The following is an 11,871-nucleotide window of genomic DNA, read 5'->3' on the forward strand; positions in this document are numbered from 1 at the left end:
ATTGCCTGACACTGCGCCTTCGCGAGCAGGCTCGCTCCCACCTTTGGATTTGTGTGGCTCGCTGGATTTTGAGCTCACCGAAAATCCCTGTGGGAGCGAGCTTGCCCGCGATGGCGGTGGGTCAGTCAAATCAACATTGCCTGACACTGCGCCTTCGCGAGCAGGCTCGCTCCCACATTGGATTTGTGTGGCTCGCTGGATTTTGAGCACACCGCAATACCCCTGTGGGAGCGGGCTTGCCCGCGATGGCGGTGGGTCAATCAAATCGACGTTGCCTGACACTGCGCATTCGCGAGCAAGCTCGCTCCCACATTTGGATTTGTGTGACTCACCGGATTTTGAGCGCACAGCAAAATCCCGGTGGGAGCGAGCCTGCTCGCGAAAGCGGTGGATCATTCAAATCGTCATTGACTGAAACTCCGCCTTCGCGAGCAGGCTCGCTCCCACAGGGGTCTAGGGTGTCAGGACTATTCGGGATACCCGGTGATTTTGCGGATGCTTTGGTACAGAGGTTTGAGCTGCCGGTACATGCGCAAATACACCTCTTTATACAACTGCTCATAAACCTTCTGCGCCTCAGGCTGCGGTGTGAAAACCGCTCCAACCCGAGTCATCGCCGCAATGGCCGATGGAAAATCCCGATGCAATCCCAACCCCACCGCACAGCAAATCGCCGCCCCCAACCCGGACGCTTCATACACATGCGGGCGCTCTGCCGGCAGGCCGAAGATGTTGGCGGTCAGTTGCATGGCGGCGTCACTTTGTGAGCCGCCGCCGGCGACGCGCAGACGCTGGATCGAGACCTTTGAGCGTCGCTCGATGTTCTCCATGCCTTGGCGCAGCGCGTAGGCCAGGCCTTCGAGAATTGCCCGGTAGATGTGCGCGCGGGTGTGTACGTCGCCGAAGCCGATCATCGCGCCCTTGGCTTCCACGCCCGGTTCGCGGATGCCCGGTGACCAGTAGGGTTGCAGCATCAGGCCCATCGAACCCGGCGGCACCGCGTTGACCAGCGCGTCGAACAGTTGCTCCGGTTCGATGCCCTGTTCTTTTGCCTGTTGCATCTCGCGCAGGCCGAATTCGTTCTTGAACCAGCTGACCATCCAGTAGCCGCGATAGATCATCACTTCGCAGTTGTACTGATCGGGCACGGCTGAGGGGTACGGCGGGATCAGCGGGACGATTTCCAGGTAGCGTGAGCGTGTGCTGGTGATGGTCGCGGTGGTGCCGTAGGACAGGCACACGGTGCTGGCATCGACCACGCCGGAGCCGATCACTTCGCAGGCCTTGTCGGCGCCGGCGGCAATCAGCGGCAGGCCTTCGGGAATGCCGGTGTGCCGGGCGGCTTCGGCGCTGATATAGCCAAGGGTTTCGCCGGGTTTGTGCAGGCTCGGCAACTGCTGCGGGCGCACCGCCAGGGCCTGCCATTTCCAGTCGCGCGGCGCCGCCCATTTCAGCCGCTTGAAGTCGAAGGGCAGATAGCCGACGCAGCAGCCGACCGAATCGACGAAGCGTCCGCACAAGCGATGAGTGAGAAAGCCCGAAAGCAGCAGAAACTTGTCGGTCGCCGCCCACACTTCGGGCTGATGCCGGGCGATCCAGTTGGCCTCGGCCTGGGCGCGAAAGTAATCCACCGTTCCTTGGGCGCCGACCAATTTGAACAGCCAGCCCCACGGCCCCTTGATGCCGCCCTCGACCTCGGCCTGACGTTGATCAAGCCAGACAATCGCCGGGCGCAGCGGTTTGCCGCTGGCATCGACATTGATCACCGTGCCGCGCTGGGTAGTCAGGGACACGCCGGCAATCTGCGCACGGTCGATGCCGGTCTGCTGCCAGAGTTGCTGACACGCCTCGCCGAGTTTCGCCCAGTAATATTCCGGATCCTGCTCGGCCCAACCGGGTTGCGTCGAGTAGTACGCCTGCAGATCGACTTTGCCTTTGCCGAGCAGATTGCCCTGCAGATCGAAGAGCAATGCGCGCACGCTCTGGGTGCCGTTGTCGATGGCTAACAGGTATTTCATGGCGTGATCTCCGGCAAGCCGTGATCGCGCAGCCAAAGCAAACGATAGCGCTGGATTTCCGTTTGCCAGCGCTCATCATCCCAGGCCAATCGTGGCTGGCAGAGCGTGCGGATCGCCGGCAAATAATCCTCGCCACCGCGCGGCAGCAACAGGCCCAAACGGGTGCGGCGCAGCAGCAAATCATCCAGGTGCAGAATCATTTCCGCCTCGCAGGCGAACGCCAGTTCGGACCACAACGTATCGCTGGCGCCGACTGTTTCGTGGCCGAGTTCGCCGAGCAATTGCGCCAGCCTCGGCAGGTCTCGACCGTGACGTCCGGCCAAGCGTCGCCATTGACTCGTACTCAGTCCCGCAAGTGTCAGCGGCGGCACAGCGGCGAACACCGGAGCGCCGTCATCGACAAAAGAACGCCCGAGCATCGCCGCACAAGCCTTGAGCACTTCGATCGCTTGCGGGCGAAATGTGGTCAGTTTGCCGCCGGCCAAAGTCACGCAACCGGGCTCCTGCCACAGCACATGTTCGCGGGTCTCGTTGGACGGTTTGTCCTGCTGCGCACCCGCCGCGCTGCCCACCACCGGACGCACGCCTGACCAGGTCGACAGCACGTCGTCGACGCCCACTTCGGCGCCGGGAAATTGCTGCTGGCACGCGGCGAGCAGATAGTCGAGTTCTGCGCTGGAAATGCGCGCGCTGTGGTCGAGGTCTTCGCGGTGATCGAGGTCCGTGGTGCCCACCACCGTCGCGCCTTCCCACGGAAACACGAACACCGGGCGCCGATCGCGCGCATGCAGAAAGGTGAACGCCTGCGCCACCGGCAGACGCCAACCCGGCAGCAACAGATGACTGCCGCGCAACGGTCGCAATTGCCGTGGTGCCTCAGTCGGACGCAGCCGTTCGGCCCATGGGCCGGTGGCAACGGCCAACACACCAGAGCGCAATTGCAGCGTCGCCCCGCCCTCGCCATCTTCCACCTGAACCCCGCACACCCGCCCGCCTTCACGCAGCAGTTGCGTGACCCGCACACCATTGAGCACCACCGCGCCATCGGCCCGAGCCTCGCGTAGTACGCGCATCACCAGCCGCGCGTCATCAGTCAGCGCATCGACAAAACAGCTGCCGCCGAGCAAACCTTTTTCCTTCACCCCCGGGGCGAGAAAGCGCAGTTGCTCGGCGTCATGAAAAGCATGGTTGCGCCGCCCCGCCAGCGCGTCGTAAACCGAGAGCAGGCCGCCCATGACGCGCGGCCCGGGAAAGCCGCCGCGATAGTGCGGCATCATGAAACTCATCGGCTCGACCAGCCCCGGCGCTTCGTCGAGCAGGCGCTGACGCTCGCGCACCGAATCGCGGGTCAGGCGCCACTGGCCCTTGGCGATGTAACGCAAACCGCCGTGGACCATTTTCGATGATCGGCTGGAGGTGCCCCAGGCGAAATCGCGCTGCTCCAGCAGCAGACAGCGCCAGCCCCGGCGCGCGGCTTCGCGGACGATTCCGGCGCCGCTGATGCCGCCGCCGATCACGATCAGGTCCCAGGTTTCATCCGCCAGCGTCGGCAGAATCTGCTCGCGCCACTGCGCGTTCCAGTTCGCCGTCATGGCCGCGACTCTGGCAACAGCGTGCCCGGGTTGAGGCGCCCTTCCGGGTCGAAATGTTCACTCAGTGCTTGCAACGTCTGCATCGCCAGCGGGCCTTTTTCCCGCAGCAGATACGGCGCGTGATCCTTGCCGACGCCATGCTGATGGCTGATGGTGCCGTGGTTGTCGACGATGGTTTGGCTGGCCGCGTGTTTGAGCATCCGCCAGCGCGCCAGCGTCGCGGCATAGTCCGCTGCCGGGCGAAACACGTAGGTGGTGTAAATGCTCGATCCTTCGCCGTAAACGTGCGAGAGATGAGTAAATACATGCACCCGTTCGCCCTCGGCGGCCAAGGCGTCGCACAGGCTGTTTTCGATCAGGCTGAGCAAGTGATCGACGTTGCTCCAGTCGGTGGCGGTTTCGAGGGTGTCGACCACGTAACCGGCGTTCCACAGGTTCTCGCGCAAGTAGGGAAAGCGGAAGCGGTTCTGCGCCCACTTCTTGCCCAGCAGCGTGCCGGTGAACACACCGCCGAAGGCTTTCAGATGTTGGCGCGCGTGTTTCAGCGACAGTGCGTTTTGCTGGCGATTGCCGGTCACGCCGAAGGTCAGCAGGCATTTGCCGGCGCCGGCGCCGCGCAGCTTGAGGTACTTTTCCAGCCAGGCAATCTGCTGCGGATGGCCGGCCAGCGCCAGTTGCGTTTCGGTTTCCACCGCGTTGGACAGGCGCAGCATCGACAGCGGCACGCGCGCCTGCGCCAATTGGCGGATCGCTTGCAGCGCCTGCGGCCAGTCGGGCAGGAACACACCGTAGAAACGTTCGTCCGCCGGCAACGCACTGACCCGCACTTTGACTTCGGAAATGATCCCGAAACGGCCTTCGCAACCGAGCACCATTTCACGCAGATCGGGACCTGCCGCCGACGCGGGAAAGGTTGGAATCTGCAGAGGCCCGGCGAACGTTTCCAAGGTGCCGCCGGCGAACAATTGCTCGATCCGACCGTAGCGCAACGACTGCTGACCGCTGGAACGACTGGCCACCCAACCGCCCAGCGTCGACAGCTCCCACGACTGCGGAAAATGCCCCAGCGTGTAGCCGCGCGCACGCAACTGGCTTTCCACTTGCGGCCCGCTGGCGCCGGGGCCGAATGTCGCCAACAGGCTTTGTTCGTCGAGGTCGGTCAGATGATTCATCCGCGCCAGCGACACCGTCAGCACCGGCCGCGTGGAGTTTGGCGGATTGATGTGTCCGGCCACCGACGTGCCGCCGCCGTAGGGAATCAGGCACAGATCCTGATCATGGGCGAGCGCCAGCAATTGGCGGATCTGCTCGGCGGTTTCGGGAAAGGCCACGGCATCGGGATACGTGCCTAGTGCGCCTTCGCGCAACGCCAACCAATCCGGCAGGCTCTGGCCGCGCGCGTGCAGCAGGCGATCGTGAGTATCGATGCTGTACAAGCGATGCGGCACCAGGCGCGAAGTCGGCACTTGCGCCAACGCCGCTGCCAGTGTCGCATCGGGCAATGCCCGGCCGGCGCCCAGGCGTTCGTGGAGAAATGTCGCGCCCTGGGCCGGCAGTTCGACCACCGTGCCTGCCTCTCCCCAGCCGTTCCAGCGTCGCATGCGTGTGTCCTTTTACTGCCGTTGGATCAAGCTTGCATACTAGTCAGCGCTGGAGATCTGTCACGGTCGCATCCGGCCATAACCTGTAGCGAATGGCGCCAAACGTCCGGGCATTTACTTTCGCCGGGCAATCCACTTACCTTGCGGCATTCATTCGCTCACGCGCCGTCGATCAAAGGACCGCGACCATGCCATCGCTCGGCTTCACTTCCGTTCCGCCGCTGCTCAAATACCTGCGCCATGCCGAACAGTTGGGCATGGCCATCGAGCCTGCGTTGGCGGCGGCCGGGTTGCAGGCGCAGCAGTTGAGCGACAACACCTTGCGCCTGCCGGGTGAGGTTCACGAGCGCTTGCTGGATTATTTCTGCGAGCACTCGGGCGATGGCTTGTTCGGGCTGCATGCGGCGAATTTCGTCCTGCCCAATTCGTGGAGCGTGCTCGGTTACATCACCATGAATTGCGCGACGCTGGGCGATGCGATGAGCCGGATCATGCCGTTCGAAAAACTCGTCGGCGACATGGGCGTCAGCCGCGCCGAGGTGCAGGGCGAGCACGTGCATCTGGTCTGGACCTGCCGCTACCAGCGGCCACGGACTCGTCGGCATCTGGTGGAAAACGTGCTCGGTTCGTGGCTGCACTATGCGCGCTGGATCGCCGACACGCAGCTGTCGCCGGCCTGCGTATGGCTGGAGCATGCGCGGCCGGATGCGGTGACGCAGGCCGAGTACGAGGCGTTTTTTGGTTGCCCGGTGCTGTTCGATCAGGCGTATTCGGCGCTGGTGGTGCCGCTGGATTATTTGCAGTTGCCGCTGCGACAGGCCGATGCGCAGTTGCTGCGAACTCTGGAAGAACATGCGATGGGCTTGCTGGCGACGCTGGAGGATGCGTCGCTCGGGGAGCAGGTGAAAAACATCCTGCGGGGTTTGCTCAAGGAGGGCTTGCCGCGCAAGGAGCAAGTGGCGGAGCAGCTCAGCATCTCGGTGCGCACGTTGCAGCGGCAGTTGCAGCAGGTCGGGACGTCGTATCAGCAGATTCTCGATGAGCTGCGTCAGGAGTTGGCGGAGCATTATTTGCTTAATAGCACGTTGCCGATTCAGGACATTGCGCAGTATCTGGGTTTCACCGAACCGCGCTCGTTTCATCGCACGTTCAAGAGCTGGCGCGGGATGCCGCCGGGGGAGTTTCGGCTGCGGAATCGGCGGTGATGCTGATGACCTCTTCGCGAGCAGGCTCGCTCCCACAGTAGTTCTCGGTTGTCTGCATTTCCGAGTTCACCGCAGATCCCCTGTGGGAGCGAGCCTGCTCGCGAAGGCGTCATTCGCCACACCGATTAAACACGTCTTGGCACAACTGTTTAAAGCGACACGGCATTCCGCGAAACCACCCACAATTCCTTGCGCCGTTGCCTACGCCTGCGCCAGAATCCGCCGGCTTGTGCGCCATGGGGCCTGCCGGTAACTTGATTCGGTCACTGATTTCTCAGTGATCGAGCTTAGCGGCTCGGCTAGTCACTACGGTTGCACATGTCTATCCAGTCGGGCACTCGCCTGCGCTTGATGGTGGCTGTGCGCATGGCACCTCCGGGTGCGCCGGGTTTTGGTGACTACCGGTCCGCTAACTTGCGCATAGCCGCCACCCTTTCGCTTAGCGGCGGAGAGATGGTGGCCTCACAGAGGTTAGTCACCATGTTCAAAGTAACCCCAAACCCGCCCCCCACCGACTCGGCATCCCCCTACGAATCCGCCGACTCAAAGAAATTCCACGAAGCCGCCGACCGCGCCCTCGATCATTACCTCGGCCCATCCAGCGCTGAATTCATGGCCCCGCCCTACAAGTCCAACACGCTGTACATGGCCAATCCCGACGCCGACAACGAATCGCTATTGGCCGACGCCTGCGAAACACTAGGGTCGGCGACGGTGATGCTCAACGATCAGGCGGGGCTGGTGAACGGTTCGCAACGCAAGACGTTGCAGGGCATTGCGCAGATTGTGATGGTCGCGGAGATGGCGGTGAATCGGGTGCTGGATCGGTTGGTGCCGACTGATTGAGGACTTTTGCGGGATTTGGTGTGGGCTGGTTTTTGTGGGGTGTCAGGGGTTGCCCTCACCCCAGCCCTCTCCCGGGGGGAGAGGGGGCCGACCCAGTTGTCTTGCGTTGTCCGTCGACCTGGAAGACCGAGTCGATTACGGATTCGACGCCACGCATTCAATTCGATTATGGATTCAGCACAGCACATTCAGGTCGGCGTAACTCCCGAGCATCCCCCAATCGGTCCCCTCTCCCCCCGGGAGAGGGCTAGGGTGAGGGGCTTTTGATCTTGGGCGCCAAGCTCAAAGACTGATCGCATTGGTAAACACCAACCGATTGCCAAACGGATCGGCAATGGTCATGTCCTGACTGCCCCACGGCATCGCCTGAATCTGCGGATGCGAGAACGTGTAATCCTTGGCCATCAACTGCTGCTGAAACGCCTCCAGCTCATCGGTCTCGATACGCAGCGCCGAACCCGGGCAGGCATCGCCGTGATGCTCGGACAGATGCAGCACACACTCGCCCCGTGACACCTGCAGATACAGCGGAAAATTCGCTTCGAAGCGGTGCTGCCAGTCGATCTTGAAACCGAGAAAATCGACGTAGAACTCGACAGCCTTGGCCTCATCGAAGATCCGCAGGATCGGGGTGGTTTTGCCGAAGCTCATGGGGTGCTCCCTGACTGATTGGCCCCACAGTGTAGACGGGGAGGATGTCAGCAAATCGGCTTATGGATGGCATTCTTTAATCGCAATGTGCCATCACCACAGAAAATCAAAAGATTGCAGCCGGGTGTACACCTGTAGGAGCTGCCGAAGGCTGCGATCTTTTCGCGCCATCACCATCAATGAAATCCTTCGCGCAAATTACCTTCGCGAGCCAGAAACCGCCCTGCCCTGCTGCCATTCGCCTGTCCGTCGCGATAACTCAACACGCCGTTGACCCACACCCCGTCAATCCCCTGCGCCGCCCGTTGCGGATCGTTGAAATCGGCCACGTCACGCACGGTCGCCGGATCAAACAACACCAGATCCGCCCAGTGTCCTTCACGTATCTCGCCTCTTTCCTGCAAACCAAAACGCGCCGCCGACAGGCCGGTCATCTTGTGCACGGCGGTGTGCAGCGGAAACAGGCCGACGTCGCGACTGAAATGGCCCAGTACCCGTGGGAAAGCGCCCCACAGGCGCGGATGCGGGAACGGGTCTTCGGGCAGTCCGTCAGAGCCGACCATCGACAGCGGATGAGCGAGGATTCTTCTGACGTCGGCCTCATCCATGCCGTAGTACACCGCGCCCGCCGGTTGCAGACGTTTCGCGGTTTCTTCCAGCGACAGTTTCCATTCGCCAGCAATGTCGATCAGGTCGCGCCCGCTGACTTCCGGATGCGGTGTCGACCAGGTGATGGTGATGCGGTGGGCGTCGGTGACTTGCTTCAAATCCAGGGTCGAAGAACTCGCCGCGTACGGGTAGCAATCGCAGCCGACCGGATGGGTTTTCGCTGCCTCTTCCAGCGCTGCGAGCAATTGCGGACTGCGCCCCCAGTTACCGACGCCGGCGCATTTGAGGTGGGAAATAATCACCGGCGATTGCGCGTGTCGGCCGATCTGGAAAGCTTCATCCATCGCCTCCAACACCGGGGCGAATTCGCTGCGCAAATGGGTGGTGTACACCGCGCCGAACGCCGTGAGTTCTTCGGTCAGTTGCATGACTTCATCGGTCGAGGCGTTGAAGGCGCTGGCGTAGGCCAGACCTGTGGATAAACCCAACGCGCCGGCCTCGAGGCTGTCGCGCAACTGCTCGCGCATGCCGGTGATTTCGTCGGGGGTCGCGGTGCGGAACAAGTCGTCGAGGTGATTGCTGCGCAGCGCCGTGTGGCCAACCAGCGCGGCGACATTCAGCGTGGTATTGGCCGCTTCGACGGCGGCGCGGTAGTCGCTGAAGCGCGGATAGACGAACGCCGCTGCGCTGCCGAGCAGGTTCATCGGATCCGGCGGATTGCCCTTCAAAGTGACCGGCGAAGCGCTGATGCCGCAATTGCCGACAATCACCGTGGTCACGCCCTGGCTGAGCTTGGGCAGCATCTCGGGTTGGCGGATGACTACGGTGTCGTCGTGGGTGTGCACGTCGATGAAACCCGGCGCCAGCACCCGGCCAGCGGCGTCAATTTCTTCGATGGCGCGGGCGTCAGATAGGTAGCCGATGCGCTCGATGCGGCCATTGAGAATCGCCACGTCGGCGCGGTAGCCCGGCGTGTTGCTGCCGTCGATGAGCAGAGCGTTGCGGATCAGGGTGTCGTACTGCATGTCAGTCTCCCAGCGGCAGGTGATCGTCGCCGCCACGGTATTCGTCGAGGGCGAGTTTGATTCGCCGCAGGCGTTCTTGATTGTCTTCAGGCCTGGCCAGCGCCAGCTCGGTGGCGAGCACGTCGATGGCCAGCAGCATGCCGTAGCGCGCCGCCGTCGGTTTGTAGATGAACGAGGTTTCCGCGCCTTGCAGCGGCAGGACGACGTCGGCCAGTTCCGCCAGCGGTGAGTCGCCGCGAGTGATGGCGAGGATGCGCGCGCCATAGTTGCGCGCCAGCTCCACGGTTTCCAAAAGCTCCGGGGTGATGCCGGTCAGCGAGCAGACGATCAGCACTTGCTCGGCGTTCAAACTGGCGGCGGTGACGCGCATCATCACCGCGTCGTGGCACACCGCAATCGGGTAACCGAGGCGCACCAGGCGCACCTGCAATTCATCGCTGCACAGGGTCGAGCAACCGCCCATGCCGAACGCGTGAATCATCCGCGCCTGGCTGAGCAATTTCACTGCGTCGGCGAAGCGCGATTCATCGAAACCGGCCAGATGCTGGCGCAGCGTGGTTTCGATGTCGCCGACGATCTGCCCATAAAAAGCCGATTGCTCGGGCGTGCTCCCAGGTTCAAGAAAGCGGCTGCCAACGCCGCTGGCCTGGGCCAGTTGCAGGCGCAGATCACGCAGGTCGCGGCAGCCGACCGTGCGGGCAAAGCGCGACAGCGTGGCGGTGCTGACCTCGGCGCGTTGCGCGAGGTCTTCGAGGCTGGCGCTGGCGGCAAAGCCGACATCGTCGAGCATCAGCCGCGCAATGCGGCCCTCGCCAGCACTGAAGGAGTCCTGGCGGGCGCGGATCTGGTAGAGGATGTCCATGGGCGGCGGGCTCCGGTTACAGCAGGTAGGAAAGGCCGACGGTCAGCGCGAAAGCGACCAGCGAAATCAACGTCTCAAGCACCGTCCAGGTCTTGAACGTCTGCGCGACCGTCATGTTGAAGTATTCCTTGATCAACCAGAAGCCGCCGTCGTTGACGTGGGAAAAGATAACCGAGCCCGCGCCGGTCGCCAGCACCAAAAGCTCAGGGTGTGGATAACCCAGACCGATGGCCACCGGCGCGACAACACCTGATGCGGTGGTCATCGCCACGGTGGCCGAGCCAGTGGCAACGCGCATCAGCGCAGCGAACAACCAGCCCATGATCAGCGGCGACAGGTGGAATTCGTGAGCGAGGCCGACGATCTGATCGGTAACGCCGGCATCCACCAGAATTCGGTTCAAGCCGCCACCAGCGCCGACCAGCAAGGTGATGCTGGCAGTGGGCGCGAGGCATTCGTTGGTGAACTTGAGGATCGATTCGCGGTTGAAACCCTGAGCAATGCCCAGCGTCCAGAAGCTCAGCAAAGTCGCCAGCAACAACGCGATCACCGAATTGCCGATGAACAACAAAAACTGGTTGAACGCACTGCCGGGGGTGGAAATCAGATTGGCCCAGCCGCCGATCAACATCAGCACCACCGGCAGCAGAATGGTCGCCATGGTAATGCCGAAACCCGGCAGTTTGTCGCGCGGTTCGCGGTCGAGAAATTGCTTTTCCAGCGGGTTGTCCGCCGGCAATTGAATGCGCGGCACGATGAATTTCGCGTACAGCGGCCCGGCGATGATTGCGGTCGGAATGCCGATGGCGATCGCGTATAGCAAGGTCTGCCCGACCGACGCCTGATAGGCCTGCACCGCGAGCATCGCCGCCGGGTGCGGCGGCACCAGCGCATGCACCACCGAGAGGCCGGCGACCATCGGCAGACCGACCATCAGAATCGACACGCCAACCCGGCGCGCCACGGTGAAGGCGATTGGCACCAGCAAGACGAACCCGACTTCGAAGAACAGCGGCAAGCCGACCAGGAAGGCGATGCACACCATCGCCCAGTGCGCGTTCTTCTCACCGAACCTTTCGATCAGCGTGCGCGCCATCTGCTCGGCTCCGCCGGACTCGGCCATCATCTTGCCAAGCATCGTCCCCAACGCCACCACCAGCGCAATATGCCCCAGCGTCTTGCCGACGCCAGCTTCATATGCGCCGACCACCGCCGACGGCGGCATCCCGGCCACCAGCGCCAGGCCCAGGGAAATCAGGGTGATGACAATGAACGGATTGAGCCGGTAACGGGCGATCAACACGATCAGCGCAATGATGGCGACGGCGGCATAGACCAGCAGCCAATAGCCGAAGGAAGGCGTCATGCGGTACTCCTCGAAAGGGTCACGTTCGAATGGGTTTGAAACTCATAAATCATTTCGAGATCGAGATTTCAAACCGCATGAAAATAATTTTCGTGG

General features: G+C 62.4%; 9 protein-coding genes. 2 read left to right on the forward strand and 7 right to left on the reverse strand.

All coding sequences use genetic code 11. From position 1 onward, the window contains the following. Window positions 1-467: 467 nt before the first annotated feature. From ND528_RS25475 to ND528_RS25485, 3 genes are read right to left on the reverse strand one after another with little or no spacing between them, the layout of a single operon-like run. Window positions 468-2,018, reverse strand: a complete 1,551-nt coding sequence (locus tag ND528_RS25475) for an FGGY-family carbohydrate kinase (RefSeq protein ID WP_263471472.1) — start codon at window positions 2,016-2,018, stop codon at window positions 468-470. Then, entirely contained in the window at window positions 2,015-3,610 is a 1,596-nt protein-coding gene (locus ND528_RS25480) for a glycerol-3-phosphate dehydrogenase/oxidase (RefSeq protein WP_263471473.1), read from the reverse strand. The genes ND528_RS25475 and ND528_RS25480 overlap by 4 nt, the downstream gene beginning before the upstream one ends. Further along, window positions 3,607-5,211, reverse strand: a complete 1,605-nt coding sequence (locus ND528_RS25485) for an FAD-binding oxidoreductase (protein ID WP_263471474.1) — start codon at window positions 5,209-5,211, stop codon at window positions 3,607-3,609. The genes ND528_RS25480 and ND528_RS25485 overlap by 4 nt, the downstream gene beginning before the upstream one ends. 188 nt (window positions 5,212-5,399) lie before the next feature. Here ND528_RS25485 and gliR point away from each other — a divergent pair, with 188 nt between their 5' ends. Next, window positions 5,400-6,416, forward strand: a complete 1,017-nt coding sequence (gliR, locus tag ND528_RS25490; protein ID WP_263471475.1) for an AraC family transcriptional regulator GliR — start codon at window positions 5,400-5,402, stop codon at window positions 6,414-6,416. 480 nt (window positions 6,417-6,896) lie between these two features. Further along, window positions 6,897-7,262 carry a DUF6124 family protein gene (locus ND528_RS25495; protein ID WP_024011494.1) on the forward strand — a complete coding sequence of 122 codons (366 nt, stop codon included), beginning with the start codon at window positions 6,897-6,899 and terminating at the stop codon, window positions 7,260-7,262. A gap of 282 nt (window positions 7,263-7,544) precedes the next feature. Here ND528_RS25495 and ND528_RS25500 read toward each other — a convergent pair whose 3' ends face one another. The 4 genes from ND528_RS25500 to ND528_RS25515 all read right to left on the reverse strand — a co-directional run bounded on the left by ND528_RS25500 (window position 7,545) and on the right by ND528_RS25515 (window position 11,775). Continuing rightward, window positions 7,545-7,913: a glyoxalase superfamily protein gene (locus tag ND528_RS25500; protein WP_042608820.1), complete on the reverse strand. Its 369-nt coding sequence runs from the start codon at window positions 7,911-7,913 to the stop codon at window positions 7,545-7,547. 176 nt (window positions 7,914-8,089) lie between these two features. Further along, window positions 8,090-9,547 carry an N-acyl-D-amino-acid deacylase family protein gene (locus ND528_RS25505; protein ID WP_263471476.1) on the reverse strand — a complete coding sequence of 486 codons (1,458 nt, stop codon included), beginning with the start codon at window positions 9,545-9,547 and terminating at the stop codon, window positions 8,090-8,092. 1 nt (window position 9,548) lies between these two features. Further along, window positions 9,549-10,409: a MurR/RpiR family transcriptional regulator gene (locus ND528_RS25510; protein WP_263471477.1), complete on the reverse strand. Its 861-nt coding sequence runs from the start codon at window positions 10,407-10,409 to the stop codon at window positions 9,549-9,551. 16 nt (window positions 10,410-10,425) lie between these two features. Further along, complete coding sequence (locus ND528_RS25515) at window positions 10,426-11,775, reverse strand: GntP family permease (RefSeq protein WP_039759733.1); 1,350 nt, start codon at window positions 11,773-11,775, stop codon at window positions 10,426-10,428. Between the last annotated feature and the right edge of the window lie 96 nt (window positions 11,776-11,871).

It is taken from the genome of Pseudomonas mercuritolerans (genome assembly GCF_025706525.1).
GTDB classification, from domain to species: domain Bacteria; phylum Pseudomonadota; class Gammaproteobacteria; order Pseudomonadales; family Pseudomonadaceae; genus Aquipseudomonas; species Aquipseudomonas mercuritolerans.

Excerpts from the sequence above, each read along its gene's own strand:
- ND528_RS25480 (WP_263471473.1), bottom strand. The coding sequence starts at position 3,610 with ATGACGGCGAACTGGAACGCGCAGTGGCGCGAGCAGATTCTGCCGACG.
- ND528_RS25475 (WP_263471472.1), bottom strand. The coding sequence starts at position 2,018 with ATGAAATACCTGTTAGCCATCGACAACGGCACCCAGAGCGTGCGCGCA.
- gliR (WP_263471475.1), top strand. The coding sequence starts at position 5,400 with ATGCCATCGCTCGGCTTCACTTCCGTTCCGCCGCTGCTCAAATACCTG.
- ND528_RS25505 (WP_263471476.1), bottom strand. The coding sequence starts at position 9,547 with ATGCAGTACGACACCCTGATCCGCAACGCTCTGCTCATCGACGGCAGC.
- ND528_RS25515 (WP_039759733.1), bottom strand. The coding sequence starts at position 11,775 with ATGACGCCTTCCTTCGGCTATTGGCTGCTGGTCTATGCCGCCGTCGCC.
- ND528_RS25485 (WP_263471474.1), bottom strand. The coding sequence starts at position 5,211 with ATGCGACGCTGGAACGGCTGGGGAGAGGCAGGCACGGTGGTCGAACTG.
- ND528_RS25500 (WP_042608820.1), bottom strand. The coding sequence starts at position 7,913 with ATGAGCTTCGGCAAAACCACCCCGATCCTGCGGATCTTCGATGAGGCC.
- ND528_RS25495 (WP_024011494.1), top strand. The coding sequence starts at position 6,897 with ATGTTCAAAGTAACCCCAAACCCGCCCCCCACCGACTCGGCATCCCCC.
- ND528_RS25510 (WP_263471477.1), bottom strand. The coding sequence starts at position 10,409 with ATGGACATCCTCTACCAGATCCGCGCCCGCCAGGACTCCTTCAGTGCT.